This window comes from Brevibacterium sp. W7.2, assembly GCF_018137945.1.
GTDB lineage: Bacteria > Actinomycetota > Actinomycetes > Actinomycetales > Brevibacteriaceae > Brevibacterium > Brevibacterium sanguinis.
Window position 1 is genome coordinate 3,082,344 of sequence record NZ_CP073089.1, and the last position, 21,544, is coordinate 3,103,887.

A 21,544-nucleotide genomic window follows, 5' to 3' on the forward strand; every position below is an offset into this window, starting at 1 on the left:
CGTTAGGATCGGAGGCGAAACCTGAGAAGACCATCAAGAAAGCGAAACGTCGACGATGAGTTCCGAATCCACCGCCATCGATGTCTGGGACTCCCTCCTCGACCCACAAGGCGACTTCTCACTTCCCGACTTCACCGCGGTGACCGCGGAGTCCCTCCTCACCGCCGCCGAGGCGGCCGCCTCCTTCGCGCTGTCCGAGGTCGACACGATCGTCGCCGACGAGGCGGACCCGACGTTCGCGACGACGACCGTCCGCTTCGAGTCCGCGACCGTGCCGATGGCCCGGCTCGCCGCTCTCGTCCGCACCGTCGAATCCAACCACCTCACCGCCGACCTCACCGACGCCGTCGCCGAGGTGTGGGCACGGCTGTCGGCGACCCGGACCGCGATTCTGCTCAATGTCGACCTCTTCCACCGCATCGAGCAGGTCCCGACCACCGACCTCAACCCCGAGGACAAGCGCCAACAGGAGCTGACGATCGAGAACTTCGTCCGCGCCGGGGCCCGCCTCGGCGACGAGGAGCGCGAGCAGATGGCGACGATCGAGGCCGAACTCACCGCCCTCTCGACATCCTTTTCCCGTGCGCTCGGCACTGACACCCGCGAGCTCGCCGTCCACCTCGGCGAGGCCGTCCAGCTCACCGGCCTGAGCGAGGACCAGATCGCGGCTGCCGCCGCCCGCGCCGGCGAGCGCGAGGTCGACGGCTTCCTCCTGCCACTCAACAACTTCACCCAGCAGCTCGTCCTCGGGTCGCTCGACGACCCCGCCACCCGGGACCACGTCCTGACGAACTCGATGGCCCGCGGCTCCCGCGGCGGCGACGGGGACACCCGCACCCAGGTCGCCGACATCACCGCCCTGCGCGCCCTGCAGGCGAAGCTGCTCGGCTACCCGTCGTACTCCTCGTACGCGATCGACAACCAGACCGCCGGCGGTCCCGACGCCGCCGCGGACATCGTCTCCTCCCTCATCGCCCCCGCGAACGCCCAGCTCAGCGCGGAACTCGACACGGTCAGGCAGCGCTACGGCCTCACCGAGGTGGCCCCCGCCGACGTCATGCACTACCTCGCGAAGTACCGGGCCGACGAATTCGGGGTCGACCCCGACGAGGTCGCGCAGTACTTCGAATTCGACTCCGTGCTCACCGAGGGCGTCTTCCGCGCCGCCACCGGTCTCTACGGCATCACGTTCGCCCGGCGCGACGGGACCGTCGGCTGGCACGACGACGTCATCAGCGTCGAGGTCACCGACCTCGGCGGACGCACCCTCGGGCTCATCCTCATCGACCCCTATGCCCGTGACACGAAGCGCGGCGGCGCCTGGATGGACCAGCTCGTCCCCGCCTCCCGGTTGACCGGCCACCTGCCGGTCGTCACCCTCTCCCTCAACCTCGCCAAGCCCGGTCCCGGACGGCCGACGCTCCTCTCCCCCACCGAGCTGACGACCCTCTTCCACGAGTTCGGCCACGTCCTCCACGGTCTCTTCGCGAACTCGACGTACCCGTCGACGGCCGGCACCTCCGTGCCCCGCGACTACGTCGAGTTCCCCTCGCAGTTCAACGAGATGTGGCGCTTCCACCCGCAGGTCCTCCCCCACTACGCCAAGCACGTCGACACCGGCGAGCCGATGCCGCAGGACCTCGTCCAGGCCCTCATCGACAGCGAAGCGTTCGGGCAGGGGTTCTCGACGATCGAATACCTCGCCGCGGCGATGCTCGACCTCTCCTGGCACTCGCTCGAAGCCGGTGAGCACATCACCGACGTCCTCTCCTTCGAATCCGAGGTCCTCGCGGCCTCCGGGTTCTCCCCGCTCGTCCCGCCGCGCTACCGCACGACGTACTTCGGCCACATCTTCGCCTCCGGCTATGCCGCCGGCTACTACTCGTACCTCTACTCCGAGGTCATCGCCGCGTGGGTGAGCGAATGGTTCGAGTCCCAGGGCGGACTCAACCAGGAGGCCGGTGAGGCGTTCCGCGAGGCGATCCTCGCCCCCGGCTACTCGGTCGACCCGATGACGGCGATCGAGCAGTTCTTCGGCGTCCGCCCCGACGTCGCCCCGCTCCTGCGCCGCCGCGGACTCGCCGAACCGGTCGCCGGCGATGCAGCAAGCGCCGAGGGGGAGGCTGAGGATACTGAGGCGGATGCAGCCGGCTCTGAGGCGGACGCTGCTGACCCGGCCGCAGCCGCGAAAGTCACAAACGCGGACGCAGCCGACACCCCTGCGACCCCCGACCTGAAGCACCACGCGAACAACACCCGCATCGCCGAGATCCTCGAGACCCACGGCATCGTCCCCCGTGTCCGACTCTTCGATGAGGCCACGCCCACGGCCGCCTCGGCGGCGGAGAAGGTCGGGGTCGAGGTCGGGGCGATCGCCAACAGCCTGATCTTCTCCGCCGGGGGCGACCCGGTGCTCATCATGACCTCGGGCGCGCACCGCGTCGACACCGACCACGTCGCCCGCCTCATCGGCGTCGACGCGCTCGACCGGGCGGACAAGGACCTCGTCCGGGCCGCCACCGGCCAGGTCATCGGCGGCGTCGCCCCGGTCGGCCACCCCGCCCCGATTCCCACGTACATCGACGTCGCACTGCGCGGCTACCCGGAGCTCTGGGCCGCCGCCGGCACCCCGAACTCGATGATGCCCCTCACCTACGCCCAGCTCGTCGACCTCACCGACGGGAAGGAGATCGACGTTGTCGCAGACGAATCCTGAGCAGGATCATCTCGACCAGCCGAGCCACCGCCTCGCCGCCTTCGCCTCGTCCCGGGGTCGCTACTACGCGATCTTCCTCGCGATCTTCTGCGCGGTCCTCATCATCTCGAACATCTCGGCGACGAAGGTCATCGGCTTCGGCCCCATCGTCACCGACGGCGGGGCGTTCCTCTTCCCGATCGCCTACATCCTCGGCGACGTCATCAGCGAGGTCTACGGCTTCAGGGCCGCCCGGAAGGCCGTCATCACCGGTTTCGCTCTGCAGATCCTCGCCACCTTCGTCTTCTGGCTCGTCCTCATCTCCCCGCCGGGACCCGGCTATGAGAACCAGGACGCCTTCGCCGCCGTCCTCGGCTTCTATCCGCGCATCGTCGCAGCCTCACTCGCCGGGTACTTCGTCGGCCAGCTGCTCAACTCCTACGTCCTCGTCGCGGTGAAGAAGCGGATGGGCGAGTCGAAGCTGTGGGTCCGGCTGCTCACCTCGACCGGCGTCGGCGAGTTCGTCGACACGCTCATCTTCTGCACGATCGCCTTCGCCGGGGTCATCCCCGGCTGGGACTTCGTCAACTACGTCGTCGTCGGCTTCGTCTACAAGGTCGCCGTCGAGGTCATCCTCCTGCCGGTGACCTACCGGGTGATCACGGTCGTCAAGCGCCACGAACCGAGCTACGGGTCACCCGACCCCGCGCAGCCGGGCCCCGGGCAGCAGAGCCACGAGCAGCCGGGCCCCGCGTCACCGGGTCACGCGTAGTACCGGCCGAGCACCTCGGCCTCGAGCTCGGCGAAGCGGCCGTCCTCGATCGCCTGCCGGATCTCGGCGACGAGGCTGACGACGAAGTGCTCGTTGTGGATCGTGCACAGCGTCGAGAAGAGCATCTCCTTGGCCTTGTAGAGATGCCGAAGATACGCGCGGGAGTAGTTCTCGCACGTGTAGCACGTGCACTCGGGATCGAGCGGCCCGAAGTCCCGGCGGTACTTCGCCCCTGTGAGGTTGTAGCGTCCGTCGCGGGTGTAGATCGCGGCGTTGCGCGCCACCCGTGACGGCGAGACGCAGTCGAAGGTGTCCGCACCGGTGCGGATCGCTTCGAAGAGGTCATCGGGCTCCGAGATGCCGAGCAGGTGCCGCGGCTTGTCCTCCGGCAGCTCCTCGCACACCCAGCGGATGATCGTGCCGAGGTTCTCCTTCTCCAGGGCCCCGCCGATGCCGAACCCGTCGAAGTCCATCGCACCGAGGTCACGTGCGGCCTTGCGCCGCAGATCCTCGTACTGCGCCCCCTGGAGCACCCCGAAGAGCGCCTGATACGGCCGGTGGGTCCGCTCGGCGGTGAGCCTCCGGTGCTCCTCGATGCAGCGGATCGCCCACAGCCGGGTCCGCTCGAGCGAGGTCTCCTGGTAGCCGCGGGTGTTGACGAGCGTCGTCAGCTCGTCGAAGGCGAACATGATGTCGGCGCCGAGCTCATGCTGGACGCGCATCGAGACCTCCGGGGTGAAGCGGTGCATCGTCCCGTCGAGGTGCGACTTGAACGTCACCCCGTCGTCGTCGACGTTCGACAGCCGCTCCTTGCCCACGGCGATCGCATCGTCGTTCTGCTCGCCGGTGACCTCCATCGAGATGACCTTCTTGAACCCCGCACCGAGGCTCATCACCTGGAATCCGCCGGAATCCGTGAACGTCGGGCCGGGCCAGTTCATGAACCGGCCGAGACCGCCGGCTTCGTCGACGATGTCCGAACCCGGCTGGAGGTAGAGATGGTAGGCATTGGCGAGGACGGCCTGCCCGCCGAGGGCCGCGACGTCCTCGGGCTTGACGGCCTTGACTGTGGCCTTCGTGCCGACCGGGATGAACGCGGGGGTGCGGATCTGCCCGTGCGGGGTCGTGATGACGCCGGTGCGTCCGCCCGTCTCGAGCCGTGTGCCGACCTCGAAGCCGAACTGCGAACGGTCGTTGATGGGCGCTGTCTCAGATGCTGCGGGCGATTCGATTTCGGTCACCCGCCAAGTTTAACTGGGTGAATGGCTCCGACCGTCAGCGCCGTCCTCGACGCCTCCTCCCGCCCCACCGTCCTCGACGGCGGGCTCGGCACCGCGCTCGAGGCGCGCGGGCTCGACCTCGACCACGACCTGTGGTCGGCGGCGCTGGTGCGTGACCGACCGGAGATCCTCGCCGAGGTGCACGCCGCCTTCGCCGCCGCCGGTGCCCGGGTGCTGACGACCGCGAGCTATCAGATCAGCCCGCTCGGTCTTGCCCGCGCCGGTCTCTCACCGGCCGCGGGGCGGGCGCTCATCACCGACAGCGTCGCTGTGGCCAGGGAGGCAGCGGCGAGGGAGGCAGCGGCCAGGGAGGCAGCGGCGAAGGAGGCCGGGGCCGGTGCCGCACTCATCGCCGGCTCGGTCGGACCGTACGGCGCCGCCCTCGGCGACGGCTCGGAGTACACCGGCGCCTACCGGCTCACCGCCGCGGAGTTCGCCGCCTTCCACCGTCCCCGCATCGCAGCTCTCGTCGACTCCGGGGTCGACCTCCTCGCGCTCGAGACGCAGCCGTGCCTGCCGGAGATCCGGGTCCTCGCCGAGCTCGTCGACGCCCACGCCGTGCCGGCCTGGCTCACGGTCACCCTCTCCGATGACGGGACCCACCTGCCCGACGGCACCCCGCTGTCGACCGTCGCCGAGGCGGTCGCGGGCACCCCGCTGATCCGGGGCCTCGGCGTCAACTGCGTCCGCCCGTCCCTCGTCGCCCCCGCGCTTAAGGCGCTCGGCCGGGCCACCGACCTGCCGCTCGTCGCCTACCCGAACTCGGGTGAGACCTACGACGCCGCAACGATGACGTGGAGGACCGGCACCGCGACTCCGGCCGCGTGGCCCGTTCAGACGTGGACCGACCTCGGCGCCCGCCTCATCGGCGGCTGCTGCCGGACGACCCCGGACGACATCGCCGTCCTTGCCCGTCGGCTCAGAGCATCTTCCCCGGATTGAGGATGCCCTGCGGGTCGAGCGCGTCCTTGATCGCCCGGTGCATCCGCGCCGCCCCCGCATCGAGCTCCTGGCCCAGCCACTCGCGTTTGAGGTAGCCGACCCCGTGCTCGCCGGTGATCGTCCCACCGAGGTCGAGGCCGAGCTCCATGATCTCGGCGAACGCCGCCTGCGCCTGCGCGACCATCGCCTCGTCCCGGGCGTCGAAGACGACGCTGGGATGCATGTTCCCGTCCCCGGCATGACCGGCCGTGGCGACCTCGACGTCGTACTTCTCGTCGATGAGCCGCAGCCGCCGGAAGAACTCGCCGAGGCGGGACCGGGGCACGCAGACGTCGTCGATGAGCTCCCCGCCGCCGATCCCGGTCGCGTACTGCTCCATCGCCGGCGCCACGGCCCGCCGGGCGGCGACGAGGAGGTCGCTGTCGGCGGGATCGTCGGAGACGACGACCTCGGTGGCCCCGTGCGCGGTCGCGATCTCCGCGAACCGGGCGAGCTCGGCCCGGCCGTCGTCGCCGGGGGCATCGGATTGGACGAGGAGGAGCGCACCGGCATCGGCGGGCAGACCGAAGTCGCCGTAGGCGTTGATCATCGCCATCGTCGCCCCGTCGAGGAACTCGAGCATCGACGGTGCGGCCCCGGCCGCCATGAACGCCGAGACCGTGGCCCCGGCCGCCTCGGTGTCGGGGAAGATCCCGACCCCCGTCACCGGTGCGGGCAGAGCCGGGGTGAGTCCGAGGGTGATCTCGACGATGACGCCGAGGCTGCCCTCGGATCCGGTGAAGAGCGCGGCGAGGTCGAGGCCGGCGACCCCCTTCGCCGTCTCCCGGCCGAGCCGGGTGAGCGTGCCGTCGGCGAGGACGACGGTGAGCGCGCGCACGTAGTCCTTCGTCACCCCGTACTTGACGCAGCACATGCCCCCGGCGTTCGTCGCGACGTTGCCGCCGATCGTCGAGATCGCCACCGACCCGGGATCCGGCGGGTAGGCTAGCCCTTCGGCGGCGAGCGCCTGCTTGAGGTCAGCGTTGATGACCCCGGGCTGGACGCGGCAGAGCTGGTTGACAGAATCGATCTCGAGGATCTCCGTCAGCCCCGCCACATTGAGCAGGAGCGCCCCGTCGACGGCGTTGGCACCGCCGGACAGTCCCGTCCGCGCGCCCTGGGTGACGACCGGGATGCGGTGCGCGGTGGCGAAGCGCATGACCGCGACGACGTCGTCGACGGTGCGGGCGCGGACGAGGGCGAGCGCCTCCCCCGCCGGACAGAAGAGGGCCCGGTCGAAGCGGTAGCCGTCGACGACATCACGGTCGGTGACGAGTGCCCCGGGGCTCAGCTGCGCGGCGAGGTCGGCGAGCTCGGCCATCAGCGGGCAGCGAAGTCCGCGGCGACGGCGCGCACCCGGTCGAGCGCCTCGTCGGCGCCGATGCTCACGCGCACCCCGCCGGCCAGCCGGCGGATCGCCACGGCCTGAGCACCGCATGCCTCTTCGAAGGCCTCGGCGTCCTCATCGCTGAGCGCGATCCACACGTAGTTGCCCTGCGCGTCGGGGACGTCGAACCCGAGGGCGCGCAGGTCGGCGGCGAACTGGTCACGTGTGGCCGCGACCTCCTTGGCCCGGACGAGGACCTCATCGGTGCGGGCCAGCGACTCCGCGGCCGCGGCCTGGGCGGCGGCGGTGACGCTGAACGGGGCGACGACCTGGCGCAGCGCGGTCGCGATCTCCGGGTCGGCGACCCCATAGCCGACGCGCAGGCCCGCGAGCCCGTGCGCCTTCGAGAACGTGCGGGCGAGGACGAGGTTGGGGTACTCGCGGAAGGCCGCGAGCCCGTCGACCGCCTCGGCGTCGGTGGCGAACTCCCAGTACGCCTCGTCGAGGGCGACGATGACGTCAGCGGGAACCTCGGCCATGAAGCCCTCGAGCTCCGCGGTGCGCACGGACGGACCGGTGGGGTTGTTCGGCGAGCAGAGGAGGACGAGGCGGGTCGTCTCGTCGATCTCCGCGAGCATCCCGGCGAAGTCGTGCCGACCGTCGGGCAGGAGCGGCACCGCCCGCTTCTCCGCCCCGCGGGCGGCGGCGAGGATCGGGTACATCTCGAACGACGGCCACGGGTAGACGACGGAGGTGCCGGCCTCGAGGGTGATGTTCGTCAGGGCCGAGAGGATCTCCGAGGCCCCGGCCCCGGTGACGACCTCGGAGGGGTCGACGTCGAGGTGGGCGGCGAGATCGGCGACGAGACCCGTCGACTTCGGATCGGGGTAGGCCGCCGGAGTCTGCGTGGCCGCGACGACGGCCTCATGGACGCCCGGCAGCGGTGCGAGGTGATTCTCGTTCGACGACAGCTTGTACGGGGTCAGTCCCGGGGCGTCCGCCGGGGGCTTGCCCGGCTTGTACGGCGGGAACTGGGACAGCGCATCACGAAGGAGGAATCGTTTCGACATGGTCTTATCGTGACACACACAACAGACGCGCGGCACGGCGGGGACGAAGATGGCCCTGCAGTCACGTGATTCTGCAGGGCCACCGGGGATGAGTCGCGGACTCGAGGGGCATCCGGACTCGGTGGATGGTCGCCGCCGGATGCGAAGCGACCGTGGGTGGCGGCCCCTTCTGCTGAAGTAGACCCGCGGGAGGCGACGTTCGTTCGCGAGATCGGGTGAATTCTTCGTCACAGTCACGTCCCTTGCGACGATCCCTGCCCTCCTGCCGGCGATCCCTGCCCTCCTGCCGACGATCCCTGGCCTCCTGCCGGCGATCGGGTTCAGGCGATTGTGGGATGGCAGTGGGGAAACTAGAATATTCAATCAGCGCTTCCCCGCTATCCGCGCCCGCCGCCGACGCTGCGTCCTCCCCGTGAGCAGCGACGCCCTGATCCCCACCCGAGGCAGAGAACCGATGTCCGATCCCAGGATCCCCGACCCTGCTTCCGACGACCCGGAATCATCGGCGCGCGCGGCCGAACACGACGCCGAACACGACTCAGAATCCTCCGCATCCGTCACGTGCGACCCCGACACCGCGGAGCGCGAGGCCGCCGACGCGGAGCTCTGCGCCGTCATCGTCGACCGCGGCCCCGATTCCGACGCCGGCCGTCGCGCGTTTGCGCAGCTCTACGCCCGCCACCGCCTGCCGGCCCTCCACTTCGCTCTGCGGCTGACGGGCGACTACACCCGCGCCGAGGATGCCGTGGCCGAGGCGTTCGCGAAGATCTGGCGCGCGTGGGGCAACGGCGCCGGCCCGCAGGAGTCCTTCAAGTCCTACCTCATGACCGCGGTGCGGTCGGAGTCGTTCCGGCTCACCGCGATGACGGGGGCGACGACGACCGTCGAACCCGATGTCCTCGCGTTCCTCGCCGGCGGCACGAGCCGGGACCATGCGAGCGAGGTCTCCGAACGCGACCAGCTGGGCCGCGCCTTCCGGACTCTGCCGGCGACGTGGCAGACGGCAATCACAATGATCGACATCGACGGCACCCCTACCGCTGCCGCCGCGGAGGCACTGGGACTGTCGGTCAACTCGTTCCATTCGCTCCTCCACCGTGCCCGGGAGGGTCTGCGGACGGCGTACCTGCAGGAGCACGTCGAACCGGCGAAGCCGTCGTGTGCGGAGTACTCCTCGGAGCTCGCGCGCTACGTCCGCAATCAGCTCGGCATCAAACGCGGCAAGTCGGTCGAGACGCACCTGCGCCACTGCCGCTACTGTCGCCGCCAGTCCGTGCTGCTGACGAAGATCAACACGAAGCTCGGCGCGTGGCTGACCCCCTCCGTCCTCGCCGCCGCCCTCATCGAGTCCGAGCAGTTCCCCGCCGTCCCGGAGATCATTGCTGGGGGCGCCGGCGGCACTGAGACACCCGGCGGCACTGAGTCTCCGGCCGCCGAGGCACCTGACGTGGAGGCGCCTGTCGCAGAGAACTCCGAGGCCGTGTTCTTCAGTCCCGATTCCGGCAGCGGGTCGGCCGGGTCGCATTCGGGGTTCGCTCTCGGCCTCAAGATCGCCGCGGGCATCCTCATCGCGACAGTGGCGATCGCCGCCGGCGTCTGGGCGCTCAACCCGAACCGGGGCACTCCGGAGGCCGAAGGGCCGACGTCGTCTCCGGTGCAGCCGGAGACCGGCCTGACCGACGACGACCTCGGTGACGATGTGCGTTCACCGGCGGCACCGCCGGAGGCCGGGTCTCCCGACGCGGAAAACCCCGCAGGGCCCGAGGACGAGGGACCCCGGAACGAGGCGCCGGTTCCTGCGCAGCCGCGTATCCCGGCACCCCCGGCCCCGGGAGATCCCGGCGGGCCGAACGCCGAACCGCCGGCACCGCGCGACCCCGGCAACCCCGGTCCCGACAATCCCGGGCCCGGCGACCCGGGACCCGGCGATCCCGGCCCCGGCGACCCAGGCCCCGGGGAGCCTGCGCCTCCCCCGGCTCCGCCGACCGATCCCCCGCAGCCGCCCTCGCCGACCCAGCCGCCGACTCAGCCTCCGCCCTCACCGTCAGATCCGCCGACCACGGAGCCGCCGACGAGCCCACCGCCGACCTCGCCGCCCCCGACCTCGCCGCCACCGACGTCTCCTCCCCCAACGTCTCCGCCGCCAACGTCTCCGCCGCCGACGACGCCCACGCCGACGCCGACGCCGACGGACCCGGGCGGCCGCTGCCACGACCTCGGATGGGGATGGCACTGCCACTGAGAGTGATCCTCGTCTCCTGACACCGGTGCGCGCGTCCCCCGACTTCGGGTTGAACCTGTGCTCGGAGTAGTCTGAAGGTCGATACTTCACGCCTCTGACGAAGATTGCGAGTGGAAATGCCCTCAACGCAGGAAAAGGTCGACGTTGTCCTCATCGGCAGCGGCATCATGAGCGCCACCCTCGGCGCGATGCTGACCGAACTCCAGCCCGAATGGGACATCCGGGTCTACGAGAAGCTCGACTATGTCGCGAAGGAGAGCTCCGACCCGTGGAACAACGCCGGCACCGGCCACGCCGCTCTCTGCGAACTCAACTACACCCCCGAGGACGCGAACGGCCACATCGACCTGACGAAGGCCGCGCAGATCAACGAGCAGTTCCACCACTCACGCCAGTACTGGTCGCACCTCGTCGACAACGGCGTCCTGCCCGAACCGAAGAACTTCATCAACCAGGTCCCGCACATCAGCTACGGACGCGGTGAGAAGGGACGGGACTACATCAAGAACCGTCGTGAGCAGATGGTGCGCAACCCGCTGTTCGCCGAGATGGAGTTCACCGACGACCCGGCCACGCAGGCCGAATGGCTGCCGCTGATGTTCGACGGCCGCGGCCCCGGGCAGGTCAACGGCATCTCCCGCACCCAGATCGGCACCGACGTCGACTTCGGATCGCTCTCCCGCCAGCTGCTGCGCTACATGGCCGACAAGGGCGCGACGATCCGCACGAGCCACCAGGTCACCGACCTCGACCGCTCCTCCGACGGCTGGACCGTCACCGTGCGCGACCTCCTCTCGCGGGAGACCCACAGGATCGGGGCGAAGTTCGTCTTCATCGGCGCCGGCGGCGGCGCCCTCCCGCTGCTCCAGAAGTCCGGCATCCCCGAGGGTCGCGGCTACGGCGGCTTCCCCGTCTCCGGCATCTTCCTCCGCACCGCCAACCCCGACCTCGTCGCCCGCCACCAGGCGAAGGTCTACGGCCAGGCGTCCTTCGGCGCCCCGGCGATGTCGGTGCCCCACCTCGACACCCGCGTCGTCGACGGCGATGAGTACCTGCTCTTCGGCCCCTACGCCGGGTTCTCCCCGAAGTTCCTCAAGCAGGGCCGCTTCACCGACCTGCCGTTCTCCGTGCGCGGCAACAACCTCGGCACGATGCTCGGCGTCGCGAAGGACAACACCGACCTCGTCACCTACCTCCTCTCGGAGCTCGCGTCCTCGAAGAAGGCCCGCTTCGAGTCGATGAACGAGTTCATCCCCTCCATCGACCCCTCGGACTGGGAGTTCATCCAGGCCGGTCAGCGCGTCCAGGTGATGAAGAACGTCCCGGGCAAGGGCGGCGTCCTCGGCTTCGGCACGGAGCTCGTGTCCTCGGCCGACGGCTCGATCGCCGCCCTCCTCGGCGCCTCTCCCGGAGCGTCGACGGCCGTGGCGATCATGCTCGGTCTGCTCAAGACGTGCTTCCCGCGTCAGTACGACGGCTGGGAGCCGGCGCTCAAGGACATGGTGCCCTCGCTCGGCCGTGACCTCGCCGACGACGAGACCCTGCTCACCGAGCTCTCCGAGTACACCGCCCGCACCCTGCAGCTCATCTGAGGCCCTGCGCCTCATCGGAGACTCTGCAGCTCCTCTGCGCAGCTCCTCTGCCGCCCTGCCGCTCGTCCGAGCCGCAGGGCGGCAGTCGTCTGTGAGTCCGAGAGCCCTACAGCTCGACCTGCCGGTTGACGTCCTTGTAGAGCAGGTAGCGGAAGGGTCCGGGACCACCGGCGTAGCAGGCCTGGGGGCAGAACGCGCGCATCGAGATGAAGTCGCCCTCCTGGACCTCGACCCAGTCGCCGTTGAGGCGGTAGACGGCCTTGCCCTCGAGGACGTAGAGCCCGTGCTCCATCTCGTGCGTCTCCGCGAACGGGATGACCGCGCCGGGTTCGAACGTCACGATGTTGACGTGCATGTCGTAGGCGAGGTTCGCCGGATCGAGCGGCCGCGTCGTCCGCCACCGGTTGTCGGTGCCCGGCATCGCCGCGGGCTCGACGTCGGCCTCGTTGCCGAAGGCCGCCTCCGGGGTCAGCCCCGCAACCGGCTGGTAGCGCTTGCGCACCCAGTGGAAGCGGGCCGCCTCGGTGCCGGTCGAGCGCGCACTCCACGCCGAGGCGGCCGGCAGGTACGCGAACCCGCCGGGGGTGAGCACGTGCTCGGTGCCCTCGTGGGTGACGGTGAGCTCGCCGGCCATGAGGAAGAGGAAGCCCTCAACCTCGGGCTGCGGCTCCGGGGCCTCCGACCCGCCGCCGGGAGCGACCTCGAGGATCGTCTGCGAGAACGTCACCGCACCCCCGGCCACCGGCTTCGAGAGCACCCATGAGCGCGTGTCCGTCCACTCCGGCAGCGCCGAGGTGACGATGTCGCGCAGGACGCCGCGCGGGATGACGGTGTAGGCCTCGGTGACGATCGCCCGGTCGGTGAGCAGATCGGTCTGCGGCGGGTGTCCCCCGGTCGGGGCCCAGTAGGTGGTCATGCGTGCGTCTCCTTCGTCGTCGTGGACAGCGGCTCACCGGTCAGCGTTCCCGTCCGGGCCAGCAGCTCGAGGTCGCCGGCCGACAGATCGGTGCGCTCGGCGATGTCGTCGGGGGTGTGGGCGCCGCAGGTGAGGCCGCGGCTGAGGTAGCGGGCGAGCGCCTTCGCCGTCGCGGGTTCGTCGAGGACCGCCGAATCCGTCGCGTGGACGTAGTTGCGCAGGCGGGCGGCGGCGAGTTCGAGGCCCTCCCGGTAGAACCGGAAGGTCGCGAGGAACCGGGTCGGCAGCTGGTGCGGGTGCATGTCCCAGCCCTGGTAGATGCCGCGGCGCAGGTGGCGGCGGACGAGGCGGGCGTGGAGGCTCCACGCCTGGTGCATCGCCTCGGGGTCGCCGACCGGGAGGATGTTCGTCGACCCGTCGGAGAGGTGGACCCCGGTCCCGGCGACGGCGAGGAGCATCTGGTTCTTCGCGAAGTCCGCGACCGGGTGCTCCATCGACTGGTAGGCTGCGGCGATGCCGAGCGACGCCGAGTAGTCGTACGTCCCGTAGTGGAGGGAGGTGATCCGGCCCTGCCCGGCGTCGAGCGTCCGGGTCAGCGGCACCGTGCCGTCGGCGCCGAGGACGATCTGCGGGGTCTCGACCTGGACCTCGAAGGTGATCGATCCGGCGGGCAGGCCGTGCTCCTCCTCGAGGCTGCGCACCGCGAGCACCATGGCGCTGACCTGGTCGACGGTGCTCACCTTCGGCAGGGTGAGCACGAGCCCGGTCGGCAGCGCTCCCCCGTTCGCGGCGAGCACCTCGGTGACGAAGAGGTCGAGCGTGCGCAGTCCGCGCGCCCGGGTCGCTGCCTCGAGCGATTTGAACCGGATGCCGACGAAGGCCGGCGCCCCGGCCTCGGCGCGACCGGCCACCGCGGTGCGCGCGGCGGCGATGACGGCCGCGTCCTCGGCGGCGTCGCCCTGGCTGCCGAAGCCGTCCTCGAAGTCGATGCGCAGATCCTCGATCGGCTCGGTCGCAAGCTTCGTCGTCACCGCCTCGGCGAGCTGCTCGGCCTCCCGGGCGACCTGGTGGAGGCTCGGCGGGACGGCCCCGAAGCTCTCCCCCATCTCCTTGCGGGAGGCGACGATGACGCGTTCGGCCAATTGGACCATGCCGCCGCCGGCCTCGACGGCCGCCAGCGCCTGCTCACTCCACTCCCGCGGCAGCGTCGGGGTGACCTGGTGACCTGGGACGTAGACCGTGTGGATGGGCTGGCGGACGTCCCGATCGCCCGGATAACGCGTGCTCAGCACCTCGTCGGTGTCCGTGAGGAGAGCATCGATGTCATCGAGCGTGGATTGCTTCACTGTTCCTCTTTCCCTGTCTGTCGGTGCGAGCCCGGCCACGATGCCGGGACCACCCCATTGTCGCTCATGTCTGATCTCTGCGCCCTCCCGCTCACTTCGACACCGAGGCGACCGCCTCGGCGACCCTGCTCGCGACCTCCGGGTCGAAGACGGAGGGGATGACGTAGCCGGGGTGGAGGTCCTCGGGTGCGATGCACGAGGCGATCGCGTCGGCGGCGGCGACCATGATGTTCTCGTCGACATCGGTGGCCTCGGCGTCGAGGAGGCCGCGGAAGATGCCGGGGAACGCGAGGACGTTGTTGATCTGGTTGGGGTAGTCGCTGCGCCCGGTGGCGACGACCGCGGCGTGCTTGAGCGCCTCGGCGGGGTCGACCTCCGGATCGGGGTTGGCCATCGCGAAGACGAGGGCGCCCTCGTTCATCGCCGCGATGTCGGCGCCGTCGAGGATGTTCGGGGCGGAGACGCCGATGAAGACGTCCGCGCCGACGACCGCCTCCTTGAGCGTTCCGGTGAACCCCTCGGGGTTGGTGTTCTCCTGCAGCCACCGCTTGTGCTCGGTGTCGACCGTCGAGTTCGGGCCGATCGCCCCGTCGCGTCCGCACGCGATGATCGTCCGGGCGCCGGCGACCTGGAGGAGGCGGATGATGGCGTGGCCGGCGGCGCCGACGCCGGAGACGACGATGCGGACGTCGCCGATGTCCTTGCCGACGACGGTGAGCGCGTTCTTCAGCGCCGCGAGCGTGACGATGCCCGTGCCGTGCTGGTCGTCGTGGAAGACGGGGATGTCGAGTTCCTCGCGCAGGCGCCGTTCGATCTCGAAGCAGCGGGGCGCGGAGATGTCCTCGAGGTTGATCCCCCCGTAGGCCGGGGCGATCGCCTTGCAGATCGCGATGATCTCCTCGGTGTCCTTCGTGTCGAGGGCGACCGGCCACGCGTCAACCCCGGCGAACTGCTTGAAGAGCACGGCTTTGCCCTCCATGACCGGCATCGCGGCCTCGGGGCCGATGTCGCCGAGGCCGAGGACGGCCGTGCCGTCGGTGACGACGGCGACGGTGTTGCGCTTGATCGTCAGGCGCCTCGCGTCGTCCTTGTTCTCCGCGATCGCCTTGCACACGCGGGCGACCCCGGGGGTGTAGGCGCGGGAGAGGTCGTCGCGGTTGCGCAGCGGGACCTTCGGGGTCGATTCGAGCTTCCCGCCGAGGTGGAGGAGGAAGGTGCGGTCGGAGACCTTCCTGACGTCGACGCCGGGCAGGGACCCGAGTTCGCTCGCGACCTCCTCGGCGTGGGGGACGTCGCGGGTGTCGGCGCTGACGTCGATGACGACGGTGTCGGGGGTGGATTCGACGACGTCGAGCGCGGTGATGCCGGCTCCCGTCTTCGCCGCGGCCGCGACGAGGTCGGACGTCGACGACTGGCCGACGGCGGTGGCGACGCGCAGGGTGATGGAGTATCCGGGACTGGGAACAGCCATGACTGTCATCCTCTCTGATGGAATCATTTCCGTATTATGGATGTTAGCTTCTGTATTGCGGAATATCTAGCGGGCGGCGGCGGCGAACGGAAACTTTCTTCCATTCGACGCTAGACTGTGCGGAAGTGTCGCCCACTTCAAGGAAGAGGACAACGGATGACCACGAACGACGCCGAGACCCCTGCGGTCCGCCAGACCAAGGGCGGAGTCCAATCCGTCGAACGCGCATTCGGCCTCCTCGAGTGCATCGCGAACTCCGCCGGCTCGGCGACGCTCAGCCACATCGCCGCCGACGTCAACCTGCCGCTGCCGACGATCCACCGTCTGCTCGGCACGCTCGTCAGCCTCGGCATCGTCCGGCAGCTGCCCAACCGCGGGTACGCGCTCGGCCCCGGACTCGTCCGCCTCGGCAACCTCGCCGGCGCGCAGCTCGGCGCGATCGCCCGCCCCCACCTGCGCACCCTCGTCGCCGAACTCGGGGAGTCGGCGAACGTCGCGACCCTCGACGGCGACATGGTCGTCTACGTCGATCAGGTCGCCTCGGAGCGGCAGATGCGGATGTTCACCGAGGTGGGCCGCCGCACGCACATGCACGACACAGGAGTCGGCAAGGCGATCCTCGCGCAGCTCGACCCCGCGCAGGTCCGCAGCATCGTCGCGACCGCCGGGATGCCGACGCCGACCGAGCACAGCATCGGCACCCTGGAGGAGCTCGAGGCCGAACTCGACCGGATCCGGGAGCGCGGGTACTCGATCGACGAGCAGGAGCAGGAGCTCGGCGTCCGCTGCTTCGCGATGTCGGTGCCCGGCGCCCCCTCGCCGCTCGCGATCTCCGTGTCCGGTCCGATCAGCCGCGTCGACGACGACTTCGCCGCCCGCGCGATCCCGCTCCTGCGCTCGGTCGCCGAGCAGATCGCCGCGGACATGCAGCCCGGGGCCTGAGCCTCAGGAGTCCCCGCCGGCGGTGCCCGAGGTGCCCGCTGTGACCTCGCTGAGGCGGTACTTCGCCGCGGCCTCGACCGGTGCTCCCCGGTCGACCTCGCCGCGGTCGGCGAGGAGCTGCAGGGTGCGCACGACCATCGAGTGCGCGTCGATCCTGAAGTGCCTGCGCGCCGCGGCCCGGGTGTCGGAGAAGCCGAAGCCGTCGGCGCCGAGCGTCGCGAAGTCCTGGGTGAGGAACGGCCGGAGGAGATCGGGCTGGGTCGAATCGAAGTCGCTCGTCGCGATGATCGGCCCCGGCTCCGACCCGAGGCGCCGGCGCACATACGGCACGCGCGGCTCCGCCGCGACGTCGACGAGACGCTGCGCCTCGCAGTCGAGCGCCTCACGGCGCAGCTGCGCCCACGACGTCACCGACCACACGGCCGCGTCGACGCCCCAGTCGGCGGCGAGCAGCTCGCGGGCCTCGAGCGCCCACGGCACGGCCACGCCCGAGGCGAGCAGCTGAGCCTGCGGCCGCCCAGTGTCGGCGTCGGACGGCTCACCGGCCCCCGCCTCGGCGATGCGGTGGATGCCGGCGAGGATCCCCTCGACGTCGACGCCTTCGGGCTCGGCCGGCTGGAGCATCGGCTCGTTGTAGACGGTGAGGTAGTACATGACGTTGCGCTCGTCGTCGCCGAGGTCGTGCTCGCCGTACATCCGGTGGAGGCCGTCGCGGACGATGTGGGCGATCTCGTAGCCGTACGCGGGATCGTAGATCCGCAGCGCCGGGTTCGTCGCCGCGAGCACCGGCGAGTGCCCGTCGGCGTGCTGGAGCCCCTCCCCGGTCAGGGTCGTCCGCCCCGCGGTCGCGCCGATGATGAACCCGCGGGTCATCTGGTCCGCCGCCGCCCAGAACGCGTCGCCGGTGCGCTGGAAGCCGAACATCGAGTAGAAGACGTAGATCGGGATCATCGGCTGCCCATGCGTCGAATACGCGGTGCCCGCCGCGGTGAACCCGGCCGCCGCCCCCGCCTCGTTGATGCCGACGTGGAGGAGCTGCCCGGTCGGGGCCTCCTTGTAGGAGAGGAAGAGCTCCCGGTCGACGGCGAGGTAGTTCTGGCCGTTGGGGTTGTAGATCTTCGCCGTCGGGAAGAACGCGTCGATGCCGAAGGTGCGGGCCTCGTCGGGGATGATCGGCACGATCCGCTCGCCGACGCCCTTCTCGCGCATGAGGTCCTTGAGGAGGCGGACGAAGGCCATCGTCGTCGCCGCCTGCTGGTGGCCCGAGCCCTTCTTAGCCTGCGCGAACGCCTTGTCGCTGACCGCGGGCAGGGCGATCTGCGAGCGGGAGCGCCGCCGTTCGGGGACGAAGCCGCCGAGGCTCCGCCGCTTCTCGAGAAGGTACTCGATCGCCTCGTCGCCCGCGCCCGGATGATAGTAGGGCACGGCGCAGGGATCGTCGTCGATGACCTTGTCGCTGATCGGGATGTCCATCCGGTCGCGGAAGACCTTGATGTCGGCGGCGGTGAACTTCTTCATCTGGTGCGTGGCATTGCGCGACTCGAAGCTCGTGCCCAGCCCGTAGCCCTTGACCGTCTGGACGAGGATGACCGTCGGCCTGCCGGTCACCGCGACTGCCCGATCGTAGGCGGCGTAGACCTTCTGGTAGTCGTGGCCGCCGCGCTTGAGGTTCCAGATGTCGTCGTCGCTCAGGTGCTCGACGAGGCTCTTCGTCACCGGTGAGCGGCCGAAGAAGTTGTCGCGGATGAACCCGCCGGACTCGGCCTTGAACGTCTGGTAGTCCCCGTCGAGGGTCTCGTTCATGATGCGCACGAGCTCTCCCGTGCGATCGGCGGCGAGCAGCTCGTCCCATTCGCGGCCCCAGAGGACCTTGATGACGTCCCAGCCGGCCCCGGTGAAGGTCGCCTCGAGCTCCTGGACGATCTTGCCGTTGCCGCGCACCGGCCCGTCGAGGCGCTGGAGGTTGCAGTTGACGACGAAGGTGAGGTTGTCGAGCCCCTCGTTCGCCGCGAGCTGGAGGGCCCCGCGCGATTCGGGCTCGTCCATCTCCCCGTCGCCGAGGAAGGCCCACACCCGCTGGTCGCTCGTGTCGGCGATGCCCCGGTGGTGGAGGTAGCGGTTCATCTGCGCCTGGTAGATCGCGTTGATCGGGCCGAGGCCCATCGACACGGTCGGGAACTGCCAGAACTCGGGCATGAGCCGCGGATGCGGATACGAGCTCAGGCCGTTCGGAGCCCGGGACGCCTCCTGTCGGAAGCCGTCGAGCTGGGCCTCCGTGAGCCTGCCCTCGAGGAACGCCCGGGAGTACATCCCCGGGGATGCGTGGCCCTGGAAGAAGACCTGGTCGCCGCCGCCGGGATGGTCCTGGCCGCGGAAGAAGTTGTTGAGCCCGATCTCGTAGAGGGTCGCGGCCCCGGCATACGTCGAGATGTGGCCGCCGACGGAGACGTCGGGGCGCTGCGCGCGGTGGACGAGCATCGCGGCGTTCCAGCGCAGCCACTTCCGGTAGCGGCGCTCGAGCCTCTCGTCACCGGGGTAGGCCGGCTCCTGGTCGGCGGGAATCGTGTTGACGTAGTCGGTCGTCGTGACCTTGGGCGCGGCCACGGAGTTCGTCGCCGCGCGGCGGCGCAGCGCCTCCATGATCTCTCCGGCCCGCGCGGTGCCGCGGGCGGCGACGAGTCCCTCCCAGGACTCGAGCCATTCGTCGACCTCCTCGTCGGCGGGACTCGTGGACAGGGCGGCATCAGGGCGTGATGACAGTGCGGTCATAGGGGTTTGCCTCTCAGTGGCCCACCGCGTAAAGGGGCGGGTCCGAAGGGTGCGGCACCGAGGCGGGACGGCGCAGGTTCGGCCGTCCCGCCTCGGCGGTGATGGGAACGGGTCAGCAGAACCCGGCGATGTTCGTCCAGGCGCTCTTCGACTCCTCCACCCCGTCACGGGTGAAGGTCGCCTCGATGAGGCCGTAGGGACGGTCGGCGACGATGAAGACCTCGTTCGGGTTCTCGAGGCCGAAGCGCTCGATGTCGTAGAGGAAGTGGTGCTTGTTCGGGCACGAGAAGCGGATCTCGTCGATCTCCGGGACCTCGCTGATGACCCTCTCGCCCATCATGTAGAGGGTCTGCTGGAGGGCCTTCGAGTAGTGGTCGGTGAACGCCTCGAGGATGATGCCCTTGACCTTCTCATACGTCTGGTCGAAGTCGAGGTCCGTGGTGTTGTAGATCCACCGGGTGGCGATGTCGGTCGCCAGGATCCGGTCCTCGGTCTCCGGCAGGGACGTGTACTTGTCCTTCGGGTAGCCGACGAAGCCCGACTCCGTCGTCTTGAGCACCGTGAGGTCGCGGAAGCCGGAGATCAGCGTGTCCGTGTCGCCGTCGCGGGTGAGCACGACCGTGCGGATCTCCGGGGCCGCCCGGTAGAACGAGTGGTCGTGGTCGTTGATGCGGTCCCAGCCGAACTCCTCGGCCTCCCAGCGTCCGCCGCTCACCCAGTCGAAGCTGCCGGTGAAGTGGTCGGCGAGCCCGAGGAGGAACTGCTCGGGCGAGGACACGCCGAGCTCCTTGGCCTTCGCGAAGATCGTGTTCTTCTGGGTGTCGGTGGCGACGACGTGCTCGTTGTCGCCCTCGGTGTGCGCGGTCTCGAAGTCGCCCCACAGCTGGGAGGTGACATTGAGGTCGCGGATCTCATGGCGGTCCGAGTCGCGGTAGACCCGCATGAGTCGGTTCTCCGCCTTGCCGTACTGGTTCGTCGTCAGTTTCACAGTGCTCATTGCGTACTCCTCGTAGTGCCGCCGCGCGTGCGCGACAGCCCGGATATCTGACGAGGCCGCCGGTTGTCTCCCGGTCGGCTTCGGCGGTTTGTTGAGGATGGAGATCCTGCAGGGGGCCTGCTTCCCCTGATGACGATGTGCGGGCCTCAGCTGCCCCGATACGTGCTGTAGGCGAAGGGGCTGAGCAGAAGCGGGATGTGGTAGTGGGTCTCGCCCGGGGCGACGGTGAAGTCGATCGTCACCTGCGGGTGGAAGTGGTCCTGGCCGCGGGCGGTGAAGTACTCGCCGGTGCCGAAGACGATCCGGTACGTGCCGGGATCGAGGGTCTCGGGGCCGAGTTCGGAGACCCGCCCGCCGGCGTCCGTGCGCGCCTGCGCGAGCGTCTCCTCACCGCTGAGCAGCGTCACGGCGAGGTCGGCGGCGGGGGTGCCGGCGGTCGAGTCGAGGGCGTGGGCGGAGATGAAGCTCACGAGAGGATTCCTTCCAGTCGGATGACGGCGATCTCGATGAGCTGAGCGCCCACCTCGGCGATCTCCTCGTCATCGGAATTGGCCATCCGGCGGTCGAGTTCGGAGAGGATCTCCGCAGGCGTGCGGCCCGCGGCGCGGATGAGGAAGACCCGGTCGAAGCGCTCCTCGTACGCGGCGTTGCCGGCGCGCAGACGCTCTTCGACGTCGGTCTCGAGCGCGCCGAGGCCCGCCTGCTCACGGGAGGAATGGGCCGCCTCGGCGGAGTCGCCTTCGGCCTTCTCCCCGATCCGGGGATGATGGGCCAGCGCGGCCTCGATCTCCTGCGGCTGCAGGGGCGAGGCGGCGGTGCGGGCGAACTCGGCGGCCGCCGCGACCGACTCGAAGGGGCGACCGGCGACGACGGTGTCGATCCAGCGGTCGACGTCGAGGCACGGGCGCACCACGTCGCGGGCCTCGCCCGCCGGCAGCCGATCGAATTCGATCAGGTCCACATCGACCTCGTTTCGCATCTCGGAAGTTCTCTTCCATTCGTTTCCACGAGTGTGGCCTGCCTCTCGCCGGGATGTCAAATCCTTTTTCCGCACCGCGCAGTCGATTTCGGAAAGTTTCTTCCGTATCATGAACAGCGACGGCGCCGATCGCGGTGCCATCGACAGTGGTGTCGAGAGAATCGG

The 21,544-nt window shown here is 69.9% G+C and carries 16 protein-coding genes; 6 read left to right on the forward strand and 10 right to left on the reverse strand.

The annotated features are described in order from the left end of the window. The first annotated feature begins 55 nt into the window (after positions 1 to 55). Both J9315_RS13945 and J9315_RS13950 read left to right on the forward strand, forming a co-directional pair. The gene (locus J9315_RS13945) at positions 56 to 2,716 is read left to right on the forward strand and encodes a M3 family metallopeptidase (RefSeq protein WP_211978071.1); all 2,661 of its coding nucleotides are present in this window, start codon (positions 56 to 58) and stop codon (positions 2,714 to 2,716) included. Next, positions 2,697 to 3,467 carry a queuosine precursor transporter gene (locus J9315_RS13950; protein ID WP_249120908.1) on the forward strand — a complete coding sequence of 257 codons (771 nt, stop codon included), beginning with the start codon at positions 2,697 to 2,699 and terminating at the stop codon, positions 3,465 to 3,467. The genes J9315_RS13945 and J9315_RS13950 overlap by 20 nt, the downstream gene beginning before the upstream one ends. Here the strand turns inward: J9315_RS13950 and tgt are convergent. Beyond that, positions 3,458 to 4,708: a tRNA guanosine(34) transglycosylase Tgt gene (gene tgt, locus J9315_RS13955; protein WP_211978072.1), complete on the reverse strand. Its 1,251-nt coding sequence runs from the start codon at positions 4,706 to 4,708 to the stop codon at positions 3,458 to 3,460. The genes J9315_RS13950 and tgt overlap by 10 nt on opposite strands. Before the next feature lie 21 nt (positions 4,709 to 4,729). On the opposite strand from tgt, the gene mmuM reads away from it, so the two are divergent. After that, complete coding sequence (mmuM, locus tag J9315_RS13960) at positions 4,730 to 5,689, forward strand: homocysteine S-methyltransferase (RefSeq protein ID WP_211978073.1); 960 nt, start codon at positions 4,730 to 4,732, stop codon at positions 5,687 to 5,689. On the opposite strand, the gene J9315_RS13965 is transcribed toward mmuM, so the two are convergent. Further along, complete coding sequence (locus tag J9315_RS13965; RefSeq protein WP_211978074.1) at positions 5,667 to 7,049, reverse strand: FAD-linked oxidase C-terminal domain-containing protein; 1,383 nt, start codon at positions 7,047 to 7,049, stop codon at positions 5,667 to 5,669. The genes mmuM and J9315_RS13965 overlap by 23 nt on opposite strands. Next, entirely contained in the window at positions 7,049 to 8,125 is a 1,077-nt protein-coding gene (locus tag J9315_RS13970) for a histidinol-phosphate transaminase (protein ID WP_211978075.1), read from the reverse strand. Before J9315_RS13970 ends, J9315_RS13965 begins: the two co-directional genes overlap by 1 nt. Positions 8,126 to 8,579: 454 nt before the next feature. Here J9315_RS13970 and J9315_RS13975 point away from each other — a divergent pair, with 454 nt between their 5' ends. After that, positions 8,580 to 10,367, forward strand: a complete 1,788-nt coding sequence (locus tag J9315_RS13975) for a sigma-70 family RNA polymerase sigma factor (protein WP_211978076.1) — start codon at positions 8,580 to 8,582, stop codon at positions 10,365 to 10,367. Between the two features lie 116 nt (positions 10,368 to 10,483). Further along, entirely contained in the window at positions 10,484 to 11,959 is a 1,476-nt protein-coding gene (mqo, locus tag J9315_RS13980) for a malate dehydrogenase (quinone) (protein WP_211978077.1), read from the forward strand. Between the two features lie 106 nt (positions 11,960 to 12,065). Here the strand turns inward: mqo and J9315_RS13985 are convergent, their stop codons facing one another. From J9315_RS13985 to J9315_RS13995, 3 genes are all read right to left on the reverse strand, one after another. After that, the gene (locus tag J9315_RS13985; RefSeq protein WP_211978078.1) at positions 12,066 to 12,875 is read right to left on the reverse strand and encodes a bifunctional allantoicase/(S)-ureidoglycine aminohydrolase; all 810 of its coding nucleotides are present in this window, start codon (positions 12,873 to 12,875) and stop codon (positions 12,066 to 12,068) included. After that, positions 12,872 to 14,221: an aldolase/citrate lyase family protein gene (locus J9315_RS13990; protein WP_211978079.1), complete on the reverse strand. Its 1,350-nt coding sequence runs from the start codon at positions 14,219 to 14,221 to the stop codon at positions 12,872 to 12,874. The genes J9315_RS13985 and J9315_RS13990 overlap by 4 nt, the downstream gene beginning before the upstream one ends. 91 nt (positions 14,222 to 14,312) lie before the next feature. Next, positions 14,313 to 15,692 (reverse strand): NAD-dependent malic enzyme, encoded by a 1,380-nt coding sequence (locus tag J9315_RS13995; protein WP_211978080.1) that lies wholly within the window; start codon positions 15,690 to 15,692, stop codon positions 14,313 to 14,315. 156 nt (positions 15,693 to 15,848) lie between these two features. Here J9315_RS13995 and J9315_RS14000 point away from each other — a divergent pair, with 156 nt between their 5' ends. Further along, the gene (locus J9315_RS14000; RefSeq protein WP_211978081.1) at positions 15,849 to 16,634 is read left to right on the forward strand and encodes an IclR family transcriptional regulator; all 786 of its coding nucleotides are present in this window, start codon (positions 15,849 to 15,851) and stop codon (positions 16,632 to 16,634) included. Positions 16,635 to 16,637: 3 nt separating this feature from the next. On the opposite strand, the gene aceE is transcribed toward J9315_RS14000, so the two are convergent. The 4 genes from aceE to uraD form a co-directional block, all read right to left on the reverse strand. Then, positions 16,638 to 19,403 (reverse strand): pyruvate dehydrogenase (acetyl-transferring), homodimeric type, encoded by a 2,766-nt coding sequence (gene aceE / locus J9315_RS14005; RefSeq protein WP_211978082.1) that lies wholly within the window; start codon positions 19,401 to 19,403, stop codon positions 16,638 to 16,640. Positions 19,404 to 19,515: 112 nt separating this feature from the next. Continuing rightward, complete coding sequence (gene pucL, locus J9315_RS14010; protein ID WP_211978083.1) at positions 19,516 to 20,400, reverse strand: factor-independent urate hydroxylase; 885 nt, start codon at positions 20,398 to 20,400, stop codon at positions 19,516 to 19,518. A 146-nt stretch (positions 20,401 to 20,546) separates the two neighbouring features. Then, positions 20,547 to 20,870: a hydroxyisourate hydrolase gene (gene uraH, locus J9315_RS14015; RefSeq protein WP_198500594.1), complete on the reverse strand. Its 324-nt coding sequence runs from the start codon at positions 20,868 to 20,870 to the stop codon at positions 20,547 to 20,549. Further along, on the reverse strand, positions 20,867 to 21,361 hold the full coding sequence (uraD, locus tag J9315_RS14020) for a 2-oxo-4-hydroxy-4-carboxy-5-ureidoimidazoline decarboxylase (protein WP_249120909.1): 495 nt from the start codon (positions 21,359 to 21,361) through the stop codon (positions 20,867 to 20,869). The genes uraH and uraD overlap by 4 nt, the downstream gene beginning before the upstream one ends. Between the last annotated feature and the right edge of the window lie 183 nt (positions 21,362 to 21,544).

Excerpts from the sequence above, each read along its gene's own strand:
- J9315_RS14000 (WP_211978081.1), top strand. The coding sequence starts at position 15,849 with ATGACCACGAACGACGCCGAGACCCCTGCGGTCCGCCAGACCAAGGGC.
- J9315_RS13970 (WP_211978075.1), bottom strand. The coding sequence starts at position 8,125 with ATGTCGAAACGATTCCTCCTTCGTGATGCGCTGTCCCAGTTCCCGCCG.
- pucL (WP_211978083.1), bottom strand. The coding sequence starts at position 20,400 with ATGAGCACTGTGAAACTGACGACGAACCAGTACGGCAAGGCGGAGAAC.
- mqo (WP_211978077.1), top strand. The coding sequence starts at position 10,484 with ATGCCCTCAACGCAGGAAAAGGTCGACGTTGTCCTCATCGGCAGCGGC.
- mmuM (WP_211978073.1), top strand. The coding sequence starts at position 4,730 with ATGGCTCCGACCGTCAGCGCCGTCCTCGACGCCTCCTCCCGCCCCACC.
- J9315_RS13945 (WP_211978071.1), top strand. The coding sequence starts at position 56 with ATGAGTTCCGAATCCACCGCCATCGATGTCTGGGACTCCCTCCTCGAC.
- J9315_RS13975 (WP_211978076.1), top strand. The coding sequence starts at position 8,580 with ATGTCCGATCCCAGGATCCCCGACCCTGCTTCCGACGACCCGGAATCA.
- J9315_RS13985 (WP_211978078.1), bottom strand. The coding sequence starts at position 12,875 with ATGACCACCTACTGGGCCCCGACCGGGGGACACCCGCCGCAGACCGAT.
- J9315_RS13965 (WP_211978074.1), bottom strand. The coding sequence starts at position 7,049 with ATGGCCGAGCTCGCCGACCTCGCCGCGCAGCTGAGCCCCGGGGCACTC.
- aceE (WP_211978082.1), bottom strand. The coding sequence starts at position 19,403 with ATGACCGCACTGTCATCACGCCCTGATGCCGCCCTGTCCACGAGTCCC.
- J9315_RS13995 (WP_211978080.1), bottom strand. The coding sequence starts at position 15,692 with ATGGCTGTTCCCAGTCCCGGATACTCCATCACCCTGCGCGTCGCCACC.